General features: G+C 65.8%; 18 protein-coding genes and 1 other RNA gene. 12 read left to right on the forward strand and 7 right to left on the reverse strand.

Annotated elements, in window-relative coordinates; genetic code table 11:
- The 6 genes from AC3EDY_RS08765 to AC3EDY_RS08790 form a co-directional block, all read left to right on the forward strand.
- On the forward strand, nt 1-453 hold a 453-nt coding region (locus AC3EDY_RS08765; protein WP_488572114.1), incomplete at its 5' end, for a hypothetical protein.
- Between the two features lie 13 nt (nt 454-466).
- Entirely contained in the window at nt 467-1,501 is a 1,035-nt protein-coding gene (locus tag AC3EDY_RS08770) for a glycosyltransferase family A protein (protein ID WP_488572115.1), read from the forward strand.
- Nucleotides 1,498-2,502, forward strand: a complete 1,005-nt coding sequence (locus AC3EDY_RS08775; protein ID WP_488572116.1) for a glycosyltransferase family 2 protein — start codon at nt 1,498-1,500, stop codon at nt 2,500-2,502. Before AC3EDY_RS08770 ends, AC3EDY_RS08775 begins: the two co-directional genes overlap by 4 nt.
- Entirely contained in the window at nt 2,499-4,037 is a 1,539-nt protein-coding gene (locus AC3EDY_RS08780; protein ID WP_488572117.1) for a lipopolysaccharide biosynthesis protein, read from the forward strand. The genes AC3EDY_RS08775 and AC3EDY_RS08780 overlap by 4 nt, the downstream gene beginning before the upstream one ends.
- 90 nt (nt 4,038-4,127) lie before the next feature.
- A complete protein-coding gene (locus AC3EDY_RS08785; RefSeq protein WP_488572118.1) occupies nt 4,128-5,165 on the forward strand; it encodes a retroviral-like aspartic protease family protein in 1,038 nt (345 codons plus the stop codon).
- Between the two features lie 53 nt (nt 5,166-5,218).
- Entirely contained in the window at nt 5,219-7,036 is a 1,818-nt protein-coding gene (locus tag AC3EDY_RS08790; protein WP_488572327.1) for an ABCB family ABC transporter ATP-binding protein/permease, read from the forward strand.
- Nucleotide 7,037: 1 nt separating this feature from the next.
- On the opposite strand, the gene AC3EDY_RS08795 is transcribed toward AC3EDY_RS08790, so the two are convergent.
- Genes AC3EDY_RS08795 through AC3EDY_RS08810 form a run of 4 tightly spaced genes read right to left on the reverse strand, consistent with a single transcriptional unit; the run spans nt 7,038 to nt 9,648 of the window.
- Nucleotides 7,038-7,583 (reverse strand): NUDIX hydrolase, encoded by a 546-nt coding sequence (locus AC3EDY_RS08795; RefSeq protein WP_488572119.1) that lies wholly within the window; start codon nt 7,581-7,583, stop codon nt 7,038-7,040.
- Complete coding sequence (locus AC3EDY_RS08800; protein ID WP_488572120.1) at nt 7,580-8,251, reverse strand: TPM domain-containing protein; 672 nt, start codon at nt 8,249-8,251, stop codon at nt 7,580-7,582. Before AC3EDY_RS08800 ends, AC3EDY_RS08795 begins: the two co-directional genes overlap by 4 nt.
- A 1-nt stretch (nt 8,252) precedes the next feature.
- Nucleotides 8,253-9,014: a TPM domain-containing protein gene (locus AC3EDY_RS08805; protein WP_488572121.1), complete on the reverse strand. Its 762-nt coding sequence runs from the start codon at nt 9,012-9,014 to the stop codon at nt 8,253-8,255.
- Between the two features lie 28 nt (nt 9,015-9,042).
- Nucleotides 9,043-9,648: a LemA family protein gene (locus AC3EDY_RS08810; RefSeq protein ID WP_488572122.1), complete on the reverse strand. Its 606-nt coding sequence runs from the start codon at nt 9,646-9,648 to the stop codon at nt 9,043-9,045.
- Nucleotides 9,649-9,817: 169 nt separating this feature from the next.
- On the opposite strand from AC3EDY_RS08810, the gene mscL reads away from it, so the two are divergent.
- Together mscL and ssrA are read left to right on the forward strand one after the other, a co-directional pair.
- Nucleotides 9,818-10,258 carry a large conductance mechanosensitive channel protein MscL gene (gene mscL / locus AC3EDY_RS08815; RefSeq protein ID WP_488572123.1) on the forward strand — a complete coding sequence of 147 codons (441 nt, stop codon included), beginning with the start codon at nt 9,818-9,820 and terminating at the stop codon, nt 10,256-10,258.
- 18 nt (nt 10,259-10,276) lie between these two features.
- Nucleotides 10,277-10,622, forward strand: a transfer-messenger RNA (tmRNA) gene (ssrA, locus tag AC3EDY_RS08820).
- Nucleotides 10,623-10,695: 73 nt separating this feature from the next.
- Here the strand turns inward: ssrA and AC3EDY_RS08825 are convergent.
- From AC3EDY_RS08825 to AC3EDY_RS08835, 3 genes are read right to left on the reverse strand one after another with little or no spacing between them, the layout of a single operon-like run.
- Entirely contained in the window at nt 10,696-12,156 is a 1,461-nt protein-coding gene (locus AC3EDY_RS08825) for an MATE family efflux transporter (protein WP_488572124.1), read from the reverse strand.
- 4 nt (nt 12,157-12,160) lie between these two features.
- Nucleotides 12,161-12,682, reverse strand: coding sequence for a YceD family protein (locus AC3EDY_RS08830; protein ID WP_488572125.1), 522 nt, complete (start codon nt 12,680-12,682; stop codon nt 12,161-12,163).
- Nucleotides 12,679-13,194 carry a ubiquinol-cytochrome C chaperone family protein gene (locus tag AC3EDY_RS08835; RefSeq protein WP_488572126.1) on the reverse strand — a complete coding sequence of 172 codons (516 nt, stop codon included), beginning with the start codon at nt 13,192-13,194 and terminating at the stop codon, nt 12,679-12,681. The genes AC3EDY_RS08830 and AC3EDY_RS08835 overlap by 4 nt, the downstream gene beginning before the upstream one ends.
- Nucleotides 13,195-13,424: 230 nt before the next feature.
- Between AC3EDY_RS08835 and AC3EDY_RS08840 the strand changes: the two genes are divergently transcribed.
- The 4 genes from AC3EDY_RS08840 to AC3EDY_RS08855 all read left to right on the forward strand — a co-directional run bounded on the left by AC3EDY_RS08840 (nt 13,425) and on the right by AC3EDY_RS08855 (nt 16,161).
- Nucleotides 13,425-13,967, forward strand: a complete 543-nt coding sequence (locus tag AC3EDY_RS08840; protein ID WP_488572127.1) for an outer membrane protein assembly factor BamE — start codon at nt 13,425-13,427, stop codon at nt 13,965-13,967.
- Between the two features lie 71 nt (nt 13,968-14,038).
- On the forward strand, nt 14,039-14,596 hold the full coding sequence (gene hslV / locus AC3EDY_RS08845) for an ATP-dependent protease subunit HslV (protein WP_488572128.1): 558 nt from the start codon (nt 14,039-14,041) through the stop codon (nt 14,594-14,596).
- Nucleotides 14,596-15,897 (forward strand): ATP-dependent protease ATPase subunit HslU, encoded by a 1,302-nt coding sequence (hslU, locus tag AC3EDY_RS08850; RefSeq protein ID WP_488572129.1) that lies wholly within the window; start codon nt 14,596-14,598, stop codon nt 15,895-15,897. The genes hslV and hslU overlap by 1 nt, the downstream gene beginning before the upstream one ends.
- 63 nt (nt 15,898-15,960) lie before the next feature.
- Entirely contained in the window at nt 15,961-16,161 is a 201-nt protein-coding gene (locus tag AC3EDY_RS08855; RefSeq protein WP_488572130.1) for a DUF1737 domain-containing protein, read from the forward strand.
- Nucleotides 16,162-16,201 lie beyond the last annotated feature (40 nt).

Below are 16,201 nucleotides of genomic sequence, written 5' to 3' on the forward strand. Positions count from 1 at the left end.
GCCGCCGGAGCCCAAAGACCCCCGGCACCAGGCGCCGTCGCCCGCATGTCCCTTCATCTCATCAACAATGTCAAAGAACCAAACCGCAAACAGCAAAAACAAAGACCGGCAAACAATCCCCGGCTCTCACCGGAAACCATGCCAACCCCAGCTATCCGACAGTCACAACGCAACCCGCGCAGATGCACCCAACGAAGATGCAACCCGCATGCAGCCAGCCAAAACCAGCCGCACAACCGCGTCGGTGAAGCGCCATATATAAATCACTCCCATAAGCGTCAATGGGGCTTTGCACTTTTGTTTCAGTTTTTGCGTAAATATTTGACGGTCTTCGCTTTTCCAGGCGAACATGAGCCCGCCGGCCACCATGCGGTAGCGCCGAAGCGTTTGCCGCCGGCGATGATTCGCCTGAATTTTTACCGCCTTGTAAGCCAATCGTTAAACCCGCATTAGCTACACCCTATCGATGGTTTCCGCATTCACGCCACCCCCTCTGCCCGGTGCAACAGTCGCGCGCGTCAGCGTGATCGTGCCCGGCTTCGGTGTCGCGCCGTTCCTGGGCGAGGCGTTGACATCGCTGCAGCGGCAAAGCCTCGAGGCATGGGAAGCCGTGGTGATCGACGACGGGGACAAGGCGGTGGCGCCGGCCGTGGCCCCGTTCCTGGCCGACCACAGGATCCGCCTGATCGAGACCGGCAACCGTGGCGTTTCCGCGGCCCGCAATACCGCGATCGCCGCGGCCCGTGCGCCGTTGATCGCACTGCTCGATGGCGACGATCTGTTCCGGCCCGATTATCTGGCCCGCACCGTGCCGTTGCTGGAAAACGAGCCCGAGGTGCGCCTGGCGACCTGCAACGCCCGAATCTTCGGCGCGGTGGCCGGGGAACGCCATTGCGTGGAATACCCCCAGCCGGCCTGCGGCACCTGGGTGGAAGTGCTGGACCGATCGTTCAACGTCTATATCGGATCGACCTTTCGCCGCGCGGATTTCCTGGCGGCAGGCAGCTTTGACGAGGCCATGACTCATGCCGAGGACCTTGACCTGTGGGTCCGCCTGCTGGCGCTGGGCGGCCATGCCCGTTATGTCGACGAAGTTCTGGGCGAGTACCGGGTGCGTGCCGGCTCCGCCTCGGCCCAGGCGCTGCGCCTGTTACGGGGAAGCCTGAAAGTGCAGGCCAAGGCGCGGGCGCGCCTGCCCGCCGGCGCGCCGGAGATTGCCGCGATCGAGCGATTGATGAACGAGACGCGCGATGCCCTGGCGCTGGAAGAGGCGATCGACCGGATAATGGCCGGACAGACGCGACCGGGCCTGGCCGACCTGCGCAAGATCGGCAACCATATCAAAGGGCACATGGACGGACCGCTATGGCAGCTGGCCCTGGCTCTGTGGCACTGGCTGCCCGGCCTTGCCGCGCCGATGCTGCGCTGGCGCCGGCACACCCACCGGCGCGGCGCCAAGCGCGGCACGCCATCACCCAGCTTTCTGGAAACCGAGCGTTGACGATACCTGTCGCCATCCCGGCCGTCACGGTGGCTACCAGCATGTACGACGCGGCTGCGACGCTGGCGCCGGCAATCGAAAGCGTGCTGGGCCAGACATTCGGCGATTTCGAATTCCTGATCCTGGACGACGGTTCTACCGACGACAGCCTGGCCATCGCGCAATCCTATGCCGCACGCGACGCGCGCATCCGCCTGATCGCCATGCCGCGGCAGGGGCTGGTGCGCAGTCTCAACCAGTTGTTCGCCGAAGCGCGGGCCTCGCTGGTCGCACGGTTCGATGCCGACGACATCTGCATGCCGGAACGGCTTGAGCGGCAACTGGCTTTCCTTGCCGCCAACCCCGACCATGGCCTGGTGGCCTGCGAAACGGCTTTCATCGACAGCCGGGGTCACCCGGCGTCCAACACGCCGATCTACCGGCCGCGCGATCATGCCGCTATCATCGCTGGGCTGGAGCAAGGGCCGATCCTGTGCCACAGCGCCGTTACCGTGCGTGCCGATCTGGTGCGCGAAGCTGGCGGTTATCGCCAGGCCTATATCCATGCCGAGGATTACGACCTGTGGCTGCGCCTGGCAGAGCGGACCCGTATGGCCAATCTGCCCGAATGTCTGCTGGCCTATCGCATAACCCCCGGCCAGGTCAGCACCCGCCATCTGGTCGACCAGGCCCGCAATGCCGCGATCGCCTGGCTCGCACATCGCGCCCGGCAGACCACCGGGCTGGATCCGACCGCGGGCCTGGCGCAACTGCCGGCGATCGACCGGCTCGATCCGCTGCTTGGGCCGGGCAGCGCGGCCTATGTGCGGCGGCGGATGATCGACCGCCTGCTCTATGCGCCCGACCGCTTGGTTGACGAGGCGTGGGACGTGCTGATCGGGCACATTGCCGACGCGGGCGCGCAACCGCGGCTGTGGCGCGTGGCGCTGCGGCTGCTGCGGGCAGGGCATCCGGTGCGCGCGGTGCAGGCCATGGCCAAACTCGCAAGGCACGCGCGATGAGCGCACCGGAGGACAGCCCTGCCCCGCGCCGGCACCATCCGGCGACCGGCAGCCCGCCACCCGAAATGTCGGTACGCACGGCGGCGGCGTGGGCGCTGGTTTCGCAGTATGCCTCGTTCGCGATCCAGTTCGCGACCAGCGTGGTGCTAGCCCGGTGGTTCATCACCCCGGCGCAACTGGGGTTGTTCTCCATCGCCTTTGCCGCCGTCACGGTGGTGGCGTTCCTGCAGGATTTCGGCGTCGCGCGCTATATCAACGGGGAGCGCGACCTGACCCCCCAGAAGCTGCAGACGGCTTTTACCATTTCGGTGGTCTTTGCCTGGGGCATTGCCGTTCTGGCGCTCGCCTGTGCCGTGCCGGTGGCGCGTTTCTATGGCGATCCGGCGCTGCTGCCCGTGCTCCTCGTCGTGGCGTCATCCTATCTGCTGGTGCCGCTGTCGATCGTGCCGCAGGCCACCTGCCAGCGGCGGATGGACTACAAGTCCAACACCATGATCGAAGTCGGCTCCTCCATCGCCAATGCCGTGACGGCGGTGACGCTGGCCGTGCTGGGCCACGGGGCGCTCGCCCTGGCCTGGGGCGCCTTTGCCCAGCAGGGCGCGCGCCTGGTCGTCAGCCAATGGCGCGCCGGGCCGATGGTGCCCTGGCCGCTAAGACTGCATGGGGCGCGGCCGATGCTGGAACTGGGCGGCGCCAATTCCGTGCTGTCAACCTGCTATTCGATCACCGCGCGCGCGCCCGAACTGATCATCGGCCGGTTGATCGACAACACCGCCGTGGGCCTTTTCGCCCGGGCTTCGGGCCTGGCGCTGCAACTGCGCATGCTGGTGGCGGGCGCGGTGACGGGCGTATTCTATCCCGCGTTCCGCCGCGTGCGCGACAACGGTGAACCGCTGGGGCCGCCCTATCTGCGCGTGGTGGCTGCCTATACCGGCGTGACCTGGCCGGCAATGGCGGGAATCGCCGCACTGGCCCAGCCGCTGATCGGGGCGCTCTATGGTGGACGCTGGCTGGCGGCGGCACCCCTGCTGCTGTGGGTCGCGCTGGCGCAGCTGTGCTATGTTGCACTGCCGCTCAACGCCGATCTGCCTTTGCTGCTTGGCCGCAAACGCGGGTTGATCCGTCGCAATGTGGCCGAAACCGTACTTTCGGTGGGGCTGATCCTGGCTACGGCCCCGTTCGGCCTGGTAGCGGTGGCTTTGTCGCGCTTCGTTCACGGCGTCGTGTGGATTGCCATCTATGCCCCGTTCCTGCGCGGCATGCTGGATTTCGCGTGGCGCGATCTGGTGAGGATCTATGCGCAGAGCCTTCTGGCCACGATTGCCGCGATCACGCCGCTGCTGGCAAGCTATGCCCTGTTGGCGGGGCCCGCGCGATGCAGCCTTGCCCAGGCGGCAGCGATGATAGGGGCGGGCGTGCTGTGCTGGCTGGCCATGCTGCGGCTGACACGTCATCCCCTGCTTGGCGAAATGCTGGCCCTGCTGCACGAAATCGTCGCCGCGCTGCCCGGGCGCAAGCAGTCGGTTCCGGGTTGAAGCCGGATGAAATTCGCGGTGCAGCATTGCAATTTTCGGTAGCGTTGCCCGATAACGGGGCGTAAGCTCCGTAGCGGAGAGGAAAAAACAATGTCGATGCTGGCCCATAAGGTTGCCGGCGCACTGGGCCTGCTGGCTTTGACTGGCGTGGCCCTGCCCGTGTCGGCGCAGACCGCGCAATCCACCCTGACACCTGCTGCCATGCCCGATGGCCGGGGCATCGCGGGCCGAAATACCGAGCGCCAAGATACCGGACGCCAAGATATCGGTAGCGAAACGCCCGATGCGGCCGAGATGGAAACCATCGCCCTGAAGCGAGACCCCTATGCCCGGCTGACCGTGCCCGTGTCGATCGGCGCGGCCGGTCCCTTTGCTTTCATGGTCGATACCGGGGCGCAGCGCACGGTGCTGACCCGGCAGACAGCGCTGGCCCTCGGGTTGACGCCAAGCGGCAGCGCCAGGCTGGTGAGCGTTGCCGGCCTGGAGGACGTGCCGCTCGTCAAGATCGACGAACTCTTTCTGGGTACGCGCCGGTTCGCCGGGCTCGAGGCGCCGCTGGTGGATGGCGCCAATCTGGAAGCGGAAGGGATCGTGGGGCTTGATGGCCTGCAGAACCAGCGGATCACGATCGATTTCGCGGCGCAGCGCATGTTGATCGGCGATGCTGCATCAGCAGCGCCGCAGGGCGACAATTACGATATCGTCGTGACCGCGCGGCGTCGGTCGGGGCAACTGATCATGACCGAGGCTATGGTCGATGGTGTCCGTACCGACGTGATGATCGACACAGGCTCGGATATCTCGATCGGCAACCGTGCGCTGCAACGCGCTCTCGATCATCGCGGCGGCAAGCAGCAAGCACAGCTGGTGGCGGTGACGGGGCAGAGCATCATCGCCGACGTGGGCCATGCACGCTCCATGCGGATCGGCGGGATGGACATCAGGAACCTGACGTTCGCGTTTACCGACGCACCGGCCTTTGCCCATCTCAAGCTCAACCGCCGCCCCGCACTGCTGCTGGGCATGCACGATCTCAGCGCATTCCAGAAAGTGGCCATAGACTTTGCCAAGCGCAAAGTCCTGTTCGATTACACACCGGCCGCGCCGCCCGCACTGGCGGCGCGATAAGGGAAAAAGGGTTTCGGGTGGCATCGCGCGTCAGAATGCCTATGTGAGTGGCAATGCCGCCCGAACGACCCGACAATCCCGCCGCCCGCCACGATGGCTGGCACACGCTCAAGCGATTTGCGCCCTATCTCTGGCCGGCGGACAATCCGGCCCTGCGCCGGCGCATCGTGGTGGCGTGCCTGTTCATTGTCGCGTCCACGGCGGTTCAGCTCTACCTGCCCTATCTGCTGAAATGGGCGGTGGATGCCATGAACGTGTCGGGGCCGCGCCTGGGCATGCTGGCGATGTGGACCGTGCTTGGCTATGCCGCCGGTCGCTTTGCCGGGGTGGCGTTCGACAATCTGCGCAACATCGTGTTCGAGCGGGTGGGTCAGGATGCCACGCGCGCGCTCGCGGAACATGTCTTTGCCCAGCTTCACCGCCTGTCGTTGCGCTTTCACCTGGCGCGCCGCACCGGCGAAGTCACCAAGACGATCGAGCGCGGCACCAAGAGTATCGACACGATGCTCTATTTCATGCTGTTCAACATTGCCCCCACGATCCTGCAACTGATCGTGGTGGCGGTGATTTTCTGGGTCAGCTTCGGCTGGGGTCTGGTCGCGGCGACGGCTGTTGCGGTGGCGGCCTACATCTGGGTGACGCGCACGATCACCGAATGGCGCACCCATTTGCGCGAGCGCATGAACCGGCTGGACGGCCAGGCACTGTCGCGGGCGGTTGACTCGCTGCTCAACTATGAAACGGTGAAGTATTTCGGTGCGGAACGGCGCGAGGAAGCCCGCTATGGTCAGGCGACGCGGGCCTATGCCGATGCCGCCGTGACCAGCGAAAACAGCCTGGGCCTGCTCAACATCGCGCAGGCTCTGGTGGTCAACCTGCTGATGGCCGGGGCACTGGCCTATACCGTCTGGGGCTGGTGGCGCGGACAATACACCGCCGGGCAGCTGATCTTCGTGCAGACCTATCTTACCCAGCTGTTCCGCCCGCTCGACATGCTGGGCATGGTCTATCGCACTATCCGCCAGGGGTTGATCGACATGGCCGAGATGTTCCGGCTGATCGATACGCAGGTGGAAGTGGCCGATGCGCCCGGCGCTCCGGCGCTGGTGGTGCGGCGCCCTTCGGTCACGTTCGACAATGTGGTTTTCGGTTACGATCCCGACCGCACCATCCTGCACGGCCTTTCGTTCGAAGTGCCGGCAGGCAACCGGGTGGCCATTGTGGGCCCGTCTGGCGCGGGCAAGTCCACGATCGCGCGGCTGCTGTTCCGCTTTTACGATCCCCTGTCAGGGCGGATCCTGATCGACGGGCAGGATATCGCCACCGTCACCCAGGCATCGCTGCGCGCGGCGATCGGCATCGTGCCGCAGGATTCGGTACTGTTCAACGATACCATCGGTTATAACATCGCCTATGGCCGCGAAGGCGCGACACCGGCCGATGTCGATGCTGCCGTGCGCGGCGCCGCGATTGCCGATTTCATCGCGCGCCTGCCCCAGGGCCTCGAAACCGAAGTGGGCGAGCGCGGGCTGAAGCTGTCGGGCGGCGAAAAGCAGCGCGTGGCGATTGCCCGCACGCTGGTCAAGAACCCGCCGATCCTGCTGTTCGACGAAGCGACCAGCGCGCTCGACACCCGAACGGAGCAGGACATTCTGGGCACGCTGCGCGATGTTGCGGCCAACCGCACGACGCTGTCGATCGCTCATCGCCTGTCGACCATAGCGGACAGCGACACGATCCTGGTGATCGAGCAAGGCCGCCTGGTGGAGCAGGGCAGCCATGCCGAACTGCTGCGCCGCGCCGGCCTCTATGCCGAAATGTGGGCACGCCAGGCCGCCGAAAGCGAGGAGCTGGGCCAGGCCGCCGAATAACTCAGTCGAGCAGGCCCGGCCCCAGCAAGGCGAGGAGCTTGACGTCAACCGCCATGTCTTCCGCGCGGCGCGCGGCAAGATAGCCGGCAATGCCGTCGACCGGCACATGATGCACAGTGATCCCCTCGCCCTCGACACCGCCGCCGTCCGCGACGCGGACAAGGCCCCGGGCGCGGAACAGGGTGAAGCTTTCCGATACCATGCCAGGGCTCGACCAGAATTCCCCCAGCGCTTCCATCTGCGTGGCCCGGTAACCGGTTTCTTCTTCCAGCTCGCGCTGCGCGGCGCGCGCCGCGTCCTCGTTGGCGCTGCCGTCGTCGTCACCGATCAGGCCGGCCGGCAATTCGATGCACGCGCGGCCCAGCGGCACGCGGAACTGCTCCACCAGAACCACTTCGCGCGCATCGGTGATCGCTAGGATCACGGCCGCGCGAATATTGCGCGCGCGGCTGACATATTCCCACCGCCCTCGCGTCTTGGCCGCGATGAAGCGCCCCTCCCAGCGGGTTTCTTCGGGATTGTCGCGGAATTCGTCTTCCAGGCTCACAGCATGACCGGCCCGTCGGGCAGTTCGTTGGCATCGTTCCGCTGGCGCGGGGCGATCCGGCGCAGCACGGCGCCAATTCGCACGATGGCCGCTTCCATGCCGTCTGCCAGGCGCCCCTCGCGTACCGGCGCCAGCAGCGCGGCCATGGCATCGCCCCACACGTCGGGGCTGACCTGCCGGGCGATTGCCTGGTCCGCAATGATTTCGGCCTTGCGCTCGGCCAGCGAGACATAGAGCACCACCCCGGTACGCCCGGTCGTGCGGCTTTCGGCCCCCAGGCGAAAGGCCGTGAGAGCGCGGGCGTGCACCCGCGCGCGCTTGATCGGCGCGGGTGTCAGCCACAGGCGCAGCGGCCGCCATTGCAGGATGGCAAGCATGCCTGCGAACTTGAGCACGGCGACGGTCAGGGCAAGCCCGAAGTAAGCGCGCGCACTCCAGTCCGTGGCCCAGAGTCCCAGGACGCGATCGACCAGCGCAACATAGAAGGCAGGCGCCGTTTCCAGTGCGGCCAGTGCCAGGAACGCCACGAACGCCGCCCAGGCCAGCGCGACATCGGTATAGGGGTCCGAAGCCGGCGTGACGACGGTAACGATCTCTCCGGCTGTTTCCCCTTCGGCCTGGGCGACGGCCTGGGCAATGCGGGTACGGTCATCCTCGCTCAGCGTCATCTCACCAATCTCCCGAAGCGCCGCCGCCGCCGAAGCTGCCGCCGCCACCCGAAAAGCCGCCGCCACCGCCCCAGTCCGATCCACCGCCAAAGCCGGATCCACCGCCGCCCCAGCCGCCGGTCGGGAAGATGAACACCCCCGGGCCACCGCCATAGCGCCGACCGCCACCGCGCATCGATCGGATGAAGGGAACCACGAAGAACAGGCCGAAGATGATCAGGAAAACCACCGTCCCGGCGTCGAAACGGGGTTCGCGCGCCCGCTTCTGGGCTTTTTCGGCCTGGCTGGCCACTTGCCGCGCCTGATCGTCGGGCAGCTTGAGCTGGGCGATCAGCTGATCGGTGGCGGCCGCGATGCCGCCGGGATAATCGCCCGCCTTGAACCGTGGCAGAACCTCGCGCTGGATGATCACTTCGGAAAGGGCGTCGGTCAGGATCCCTTCCAGGCCATAGCCGACCTCGATCCTCACCTTCCGCTCCCTTGGCGCGACGAGCAGGACCGCCCCGTCGTTGCGCTGCTTGTCGCCCAGCCCCCAGGCGCGGCCCAGGCGATAGCCGTAGTCCTCGATCTCGTAGCCCTGCAGATCGGGTACCGTCGCCACGACCAGCTGGCGCTGCGATTGCTGTTCCAGCGCCGCGAGCTTTGCATCGAGCACGGCGATCTGCCGGGGATCAAGCAGATGGGCATCGTCCACCACCCGGCCGGTGAGCGCGGGAAAGGTCTGCGCCATGGCCGGGCCAGCAAGCCATGCCAGCACGACCATGCACAAGAGCGCGAGCCGTTTCACCCGCTTAGTTGAAATTGATCTTGGGCGCGGTATCGGCCCCCGGCGTGGTGGCCTGGAACGGCACCATCGGCTTGGCGCCATAGATCACCTTGGCACCGATCACCGCCGGAAACGTGCGGATCGTGGTGTTGTAGGACTGGACGGCATCGTTGTAATCGCGCCGGGCCACGGCAATGCGGTTCTCGGTGCCTTCGAGCTGACTTTGCAGGGCCAGGAAATTCTCGTTGGACTTGAGATCGGGATAGGCTTCGACATTGGCCATCAGGCGGCCAAGCCCCTGGGAAAGGGCGCCCTGCGCCTGCTGATAGGCGGCCACCTTGGCAGGATCGGTCAGATCGGCCGCAGTGATCTGGACCGATGTGGCCTTGGCGCGTGCCTCGGTCACTTTGACCAGGGTATCCTGTTCCTGCTTGGCATAGCCTTTGACCGTGGCGACCAGATTGGGAATGAGATCGGCGCGGCGCTGATACTGGTTCTGCACATCGGCCCACTTGGCCTTGGCATTCTCCTCGGCCGTGGGAATGGTGTTGACGCCGCAGCCGGCCAGGCTGCCGGCAGCAACGGCAGCCAGGGCAAAGCGGGGAACGAAGCGGTGGAATGCGCGGGACATGGGTTGATCCTCGTTGCAGATGCGCAGATGACATAGCGCGCGCCTGTTGCGGATCAAGGGCATGCCACGTCGTTTGTCGAACGATCGGGCTTTTCCAAGCCGGCTTGCCGCCGGCCGGTTGCAGTGGCAATCATCCGCGACGACTTGGTTAACAAGGAGAAACGGGGCCATGGCCATTCTCGACGAGTTCAAGACTTTCATCGCCCGCGGCAACGTGCTGGACCTGGCCGTCGGCGTCATCATCGGCGGCGCGTTCGGCAAGATCGTCAGCTCGCTCACCGAAAGCGTGATCATGCCGGTGGTGGGCTTCATCACCGGGGGTGTCGATTTCACGCGCTTTTTCGTGCGCCTCGGGCCGATCCCCGCGACTTTCAAGGGCGATCCGGAAAGCTATGCCCAACTCAAGGCCGCCGGCGTGTCAATGGTCGGCTATGGCGATTTCATCACCCAGGCGGTCAATTTCCTGATCGTTGCCTTCATCATTTTCCTGATCGTGAAAGTGGCCAACTCGTTGATCCGCAAGGAAGCCGAAAAGCCGGCGGCACCCAAGGGACCGAGCGAGGTGGACCTGCTGATCGAAATCAGGGACGCGCTCAAGGCAAGGAACTGAAGCGGCCGGTCGCCGCCGCCTCTTCCCATTGCCGCACGAATGCCTATATGAGGATTTGCCGGCTTTGGCCGGATATGGCGATAAACTGCGGCGTGCAATAGGCGCAGCGGACCCGGGGGCGGTACCCGGCGGCTCCACCATGTTTTCCGCTACGGCGCGGGAAAGATGACGGGGCCGAACTAGGATCGACGTGTGTTGAAAAGCGCTGTTTTCGCCCGGGCTGAGTAACCCGTTAAAGGCTCAAAACCCACAAGTGCCAACGACAACGAAGCACTTGCTCTCGCCGCGTAACCTGACGGCCTAACGGCCTGATCTTACAAAGCGAAAGCGCGGTCGGACACACCGGTCAACAGAAGTGATACCAGCGGCCCGGGGGGTGCCGGGCAACAGAAATCCCCCCACCTTCCCCATCTCTGCGTCGGTCCGGGCCGTCTTCCTCATCCCGCGGCGGTCTTGGACGAGCATTCCGCGGCCGCTTCGGTTTCCTGGCGCCGGGCGGCACTTATCGCGCGGGCGCGTTCGCGCCATCCGGGCTGCGAATAGGCGATCGCGGCCAGGATCACCGCGGCAAACGATCCCACCGGAAAGGTCAGCCACAGCGCATCGGCGCCGAGGAACGGATAGGCCAGGGAATAGAACCCCAGCCGGACCGGAAACATGGTGATGCTGAGCACGATAAGCGGGGCCAGGACGACCCCACCCGCGCGCATCGTGCCGAACAGCGCAACCGTCATGCCGAACAGGATATAGCTCCAGCTGCCCAGCCACTGGATGTGGCGCGCCATGTCCACCGCCGGGCTGGTCGATCCCAGAAACAGCACCAGCACGGGCCGGTCGAACCCCAGGAGCAGCGCCGTCATGACGCCGGTGATCGCCAGATTGAGAACAAGGCCCGCGCGGGTGATGCGCCCCAGCCGATCGATGAGGCCCGCCCCGATCGATTGCGCGGCCATTGCACTGAGCCCGGCGGAAATGGCCATGGCCGGCATCTGCAGGTACGTCCACACCTGAAGCGAGGCGCCATAGGCGGCACTGGCGATGGAGCCTTCGCGGTTGGCCAGCCCCAGCATCACGATCCCCGCGCTCGACACGATCAGCATCTGCGCGCCCATCGGCAGGCCCTTGGTAACGATGTAGCGCAGCTCTTCAAGGCGCGGCACCAGATAGCCCAGTTCCGCCCCCCGCAGCCGCAGCGGCAGATTGCGCGCATAGACATAGATCACCAGTGCCAGCATCGCGACATAGGACGAAATCGCCGTGGCCAGCGCTGACCCGGCAATGCCCATGGCCGGGATCGGCCCCAGCCCGGCGATGAACACGGGGTTGAGCCCGCAATCGAGCACGACCGAGACGATCATGAGATAGAGGCTGGTCTTGGCATCGCCCGCCCCGCGCAGCCCCATCGAGATCATCACCGAGATCATCGTCGCGGGCATCGCCACGAAGATGACCCGCAGATAGGCTTCGGCAAGGGCAAAGATATCGTCGGGGGTCGACATGACGCGCAGCAGCGCCGGGGCATTGAGCCACCCGACCGTGGCGACGATCACCGAGAGCCCCACGCAGAACCCCACGGCCGAACCGAACGTGCGCCGTGCGGCATCGACATTGCCCGCGCCGAACGACTGGCCCACTTTCACCGTGGCCGCCATCCCGAACCCGAACACGGCGGCAAAGACCAGGAACATGACCACGTTGGCGTTGGTGGTTGCGGCCAACGCAGAAGCGCCGATCAGCCGCCCCACCCAGATCGTGTTGATCGAACCGTTCAGGGACTGGAGGATGTTGCCCGCCAGCGTGGGCAGGGAAAACAGCAGCAGCGTTTTCAGAATGGGGCCGCGCGTCAGGTCGCGCGTGCCGGGGCCGCCAGGGGCGGTGTTGCGTTGCGGGCCTGCCATGCGTTCAATCCTTGCGACGCAACGCCGACAGCGCGGCAAACGGCCCATCGGCGTTATCGCCGGCGAGGTTGTGGTCGGCCCGTGCCCTGTCGGCCAGCGGGCCTTCGGCAAAAGGATCGATGGCAAGCGCCAGGCTTTGCGCCACCGCTTCGCCCAGATCGAAGGTCAGCCCGCTGTAGGGAATGTCGTCGCAATCGTCGGCGGAAAGCTCGATCTCCTCGTCCGGTTCGACCGTGACTTCGGTTTCGGGCACGAATCGCAAGTGCAGCGGCTCGTCGATCGCCACCGGAAAGTCTTCGCCCGAAATGGCACAGGCCTGTTCGATCGCGGCTTTCAGCCGCCCGTCGGCACGCACGACGGGGCCGTCGGCGATCAGGCGTACCTCGGCCCGCATGGCATGAATGGCCGACAAGCCGAAGCGGCCCGCCAGGCGGCGCCGTGCGGTCGCGTCGGGCTCAACCACCACGGGTCCCTCGGCAATCTGGCGCAAGTCGATCAGATGGGAAAATTCCGGCGTTGCACTCATCGGCCGATCTCTGCGGCCAGAACCCGGTCGGCCGGCACCAGAGCCAGTCCCGCGGCAAAGGCGCGAGCGCGGCGGGCGAGCGGTACCGGGTCCGCGCCCGGCGTCAGTGTCATGTTGCGGGCAAGGGCCGCGGCAAAGACGTCCTCGCCGGCCGCCAGCCCCTCGCGGTAAGCGCCCAGCCGGCCGCCCAGCGTGCTCATCAGCCTGCCGACATGCTTGCCCACGACCAGATCACCGACCCCGCTTTCGCGCAGCTGCCCGTCCATGTCGTCAACGAACAACTCGGTCAGCCAGACCGAAGGCTGAATCAGCGCCGTCTCGCGCTCCATCCGCACCAGCACCAGGCTTAGTACCAGCGTGATCATGTCGAACCGGCCGGCCACGCTGTCGACCACGCCGCACGTCGCATACCATTCCTTTTCGCGGGCGATCTCGACCACGCGATGCCACAGGGGGCGGGCCGCATCGCGATCGTCGCGGGTCTGCCCCAGAAGGCGGGCGAGCAGGGACATGGCGCGGATTTCCTTTACAGCGTTGCGAAAGCGGCGGGCGCCGCGAATTTGCCGCCGGCGGCGCAAACCGGCACGCCGCCATTGCGGACAACCCGTTTCGCCCCTAAGGCTTGCGCGGATATAGAGTGCTGCAGCGCGAAGGCAAAGTGGGCCTTTGTGCGTGGTGCCGACGGGCATCGGGGCAGTATGGCGCCCGGATGCCCGCAGAAGCTGGGTTTTGGAGTGACGGAATGCGCGAGAATCGGATGGCCCTGAAAAGCGTGGCAAAGGCTGGGCGGGCGGCCGGGCTCGCGGCCGGGCTGGCCGTGTTGGCAGGCGGTTGCGCCAGCATCCGCGATCACCGCGGGTTCCAGATGGACAAGGCCCTGACCGATTCGGTGCAGCCCGGGGTGGATAACCGGATGTCGGTGGAACGCGCGTTGGGCCAGGCGACGTTCAAAAGCCAGTTCGGGCCCCAGGTCTGGTATTACGTTTCCGTCGACACCCGGCAAAAGCCGTTCAAGCGCCCGCGCACCGTGAACGAACAGGTGCTGAAAGTGAATTTCGACGCGGCCGGCAATGTCAGAACGGTCGATCGCCTCAACCTGACACGCGTCCCCACGATCCATCCGGTGCGCGAGACGACCCCCACGCTGGGCCGAAACCGCAGCTTCTTCCAGGATCTGTTCGGCAATATCGGCGCCGTGGGCGCGATCCCGGGCGGGACAGGCGGCGCCGGTGGCCCGGGCGGCCAGGGCCGCGGCCCGACCGGATCCGGCCCCAACGGCAGCTGACCGCTAGCTTGAACCACGCCTGCTTGAACCGGTCTGCTTGAACCACGGGGCGGCGATCCCATATCGCCGACATGGACGATAGCAAGGCGAGCCACGGCCTGGTCCAGTGGCACGGCACCACGATCATCGGGGTGAAGAAGAACGGCCGTACCGTGATCGCGGGCGACGGCCAGGTTTCCATGGGCAACACCGTGATGAAACCCAATGCCCGCAAAGTGCGGCGCATTGGCGACGGATCGGTGATCGCCGGCTTTGCCGGGGCGACGGCCGATGCATTCACCCTGTTCGAACGGCTTGAGCGCAAGCTGGAACAGCACCGCGGCCAGTTGATGCGCGCAGCGGTGGAGCTGGCCAAGGACTGGCGCACTGACAAATACCTGCGCAATCTGGAAGCGCTGATGATCGTGGCCGATACCACCACGCTGCTGGTGCTGACCGGCAATGGCGACGTGCTGGAACCAGAAGGCGGCATCGCCGCCATCGGTTCGGGCGGCAACTATGCCTTGTCGGCGGCGCGCGCGCTCGACCTGTATGAGGACGATCCCGAAAAAATCGCGCGCCGCGCCATGCAGGTGGCGGCCGAAATCTGCGTATTCACCAACGACCGCGTGACGGTGGAAGAAATCTGATGCTTGACAGTCTGACCCCCAAGGCCATCGTCCGCGCGCTGGACGAACACATCGTCGGCCAGGCCGACGCCAAGCGCGCGGTGGCTGTGGCCTTGCGCAACCGCTGGCGGCGCCAGCGCCTGCCCGCCGACCTGCGTGACGAGGTAAGCCCCAAGAACATCCTCATGATCGGGCCGACCGGCTGCGGCAAGACCGAAATAAGCCGCCGGCTGGCCCGGCTGGCCGATGCTCCCTTCGTGAAAGTGGAAGCGACCAAATTCACCGAGGTGGGCTATGTCGGCCGCGATGTCGAACAGATCGCCCGCGATCTGGCCGAAGAAGCGATCCGGCTGGAAAAGGACCGCCGCCGCGAAGCGGTGCGCGAAGCCGCCAGCAAGGCGGCGATGGACCGCCTGCTCAAGGCGCTGGTGGGCGACGGCGCCAGCGAGGCGACGCGCGAAAGCTTTCGCCAGCGGTTGCGCGAAGGCGCGATGAACGAGGTGGAAGTGGAAATCGAGGTGGAGGATGCCCCGGCCGCCCCGATGGAGATCCCCGGTCTTGGCGGCAGCGTAGGCATGATCAACCTGTCTGACATGATGGGCAAGGCCTTCGGCCGCCAGCCGCTCAAGCGACGCAAGATGCGGGTGGCCGATGCCTGGGACAAGCTGGTGGACGAAGAGTCCGAAAAGCGCATGGATCAGGACGACGTTGCCCGCGTGGCGCTGCAGAACGCGGAGACCAACGGCATCGTGTTCATCGACGAGATCGACAAGATCGCCGTCTCCGACGTGCGCGGCGGCAGCGTAAGCCGTGAAGGTGTGCAGCGCGATCTGCTGCCTTTGATCGAGGGCACCACCGTCGCCACCAAATATGGCCCGATGAAGACAGACCACGTGCTGTTCATCGCCTCTGGCGCGTTTCACGTGGCCAAACCGTCGGACATGCTGCCGGAACTGCAGGGCCGCCTGCCCATCCGGGTAGAGCTCAAGGCGTTGAGCGAGGACGATTTCGTCCGCATTCTGGCTGAAACCCGGGCCAATCTGGTGGAACAGTACCGCGCCTTGCTGGGCACCGAGCAGGTGATCCTGGATTTCACCCCGCAGGCGGTCCGCGCGATCGCCCGCACCGCCGCGCAAGTGAACGAAAGCGTGGAGAACATCGGTGCCCGCCGGCTGCAGACAGTGATGGAAAAGCTGCTCGAAGAGGTCAGTTTCGATGCGGAAGACCGCCAGGGCACGACTGTCACCGTCGACGAGGCCTATGTTGCCGCGCGCCTTGCAGGCCTGGCCGGCAATGCCGATCTGTCGAAGTACATTCTCTGATGGCGGGTCTGGCTCTGATGGCGGGTCTGGCACAGCGGCCGCCCGGCATGATAGAGGCCGGGCATGCACGAAACGCCTGACGACCGCCCGATCTACCGCCTGCTGACCGGCAAGGACGACCGCGCCTTCTGCGAGCGCGTGTCCGAGGCGCTGGCCCAGGGCTGGCGCCTCTATGGGTCCCCTTCGATCACGTATGACGGAGGCATGGATTGCATCAAGGTGGCTCAGGCGGTGGTCTGGCACGCGGCCGACGTCGTGAAGTAACGCGGCCCAGCCGGCCCCTCAGCAATGCGTGGTTGCTTTT

It is taken from the genome of Novosphingobium sp. DS6-6 (assembly GCF_057784975.1).

Bases quoted from the DNA above. Each gene is read 5' to 3' on its own strand.
- AC3EDY_RS08770 (WP_488572115.1), top strand. From the start codon at position 467: ATGGTTTCCGCATTCACGCCACCCCCTCTGCCCGGTGCAACAGTCGCG.
- AC3EDY_RS08780 (WP_488572117.1), top strand. From the start codon at position 2,499: ATGAGCGCACCGGAGGACAGCCCTGCCCCGCGCCGGCACCATCCGGCG.
- AC3EDY_RS08785 (WP_488572118.1), top strand. From the start codon at position 4,128: ATGTCGATGCTGGCCCATAAGGTTGCCGGCGCACTGGGCCTGCTGGCT.
- AC3EDY_RS08790 (WP_488572327.1), top strand. From the start codon at position 5,219: ATGCCGCCCGAACGACCCGACAATCCCGCCGCCCGCCACGATGGCTGG.
- AC3EDY_RS08800 (WP_488572120.1), bottom strand. From the start codon at position 8,251: ATGACGCTGAGCGAGGATGACCGTACCCGCATTGCCCAGGCCGTCGCC.
- AC3EDY_RS08805 (WP_488572121.1), bottom strand. From the start codon at position 9,014: ATGGTCGTGCTGGCATGGCTTGCTGGCCCGGCCATGGCGCAGACCTTT.
- AC3EDY_RS08810 (WP_488572122.1), bottom strand. From the start codon at position 9,648: ATGTCCCGCGCATTCCACCGCTTCGTTCCCCGCTTTGCCCTGGCTGCC.
- mscL (WP_488572123.1), top strand. From the start codon at position 9,818: ATGGCCATTCTCGACGAGTTCAAGACTTTCATCGCCCGCGGCAACGTG.
- AC3EDY_RS08825 (WP_488572124.1), bottom strand. From the start codon at position 12,156: ATGGCAGGCCCGCAACGCAACACCGCCCCTGGCGGCCCCGGCACGCGC.
- AC3EDY_RS08830 (WP_488572125.1), bottom strand. From the start codon at position 12,682: ATGAGTGCAACGCCGGAATTTTCCCATCTGATCGACTTGCGCCAGATT.
- AC3EDY_RS08835 (WP_488572126.1), bottom strand. From the start codon at position 13,194: ATGTCCCTGCTCGCCCGCCTTCTGGGGCAGACCCGCGACGATCGCGAT.
- AC3EDY_RS08840 (WP_488572127.1), top strand. From the start codon at position 13,425: ATGCGCGAGAATCGGATGGCCCTGAAAAGCGTGGCAAAGGCTGGGCGG.
- hslV (WP_488572128.1), top strand. From the start codon at position 14,039: ATGGACGATAGCAAGGCGAGCCACGGCCTGGTCCAGTGGCACGGCACC.
- hslU (WP_488572129.1), top strand. From the start codon at position 14,596: ATGCTTGACAGTCTGACCCCCAAGGCCATCGTCCGCGCGCTGGACGAA.
- AC3EDY_RS08855 (WP_488572130.1), top strand. From the start codon at position 15,961: ATGCACGAAACGCCTGACGACCGCCCGATCTACCGCCTGCTGACCGGC.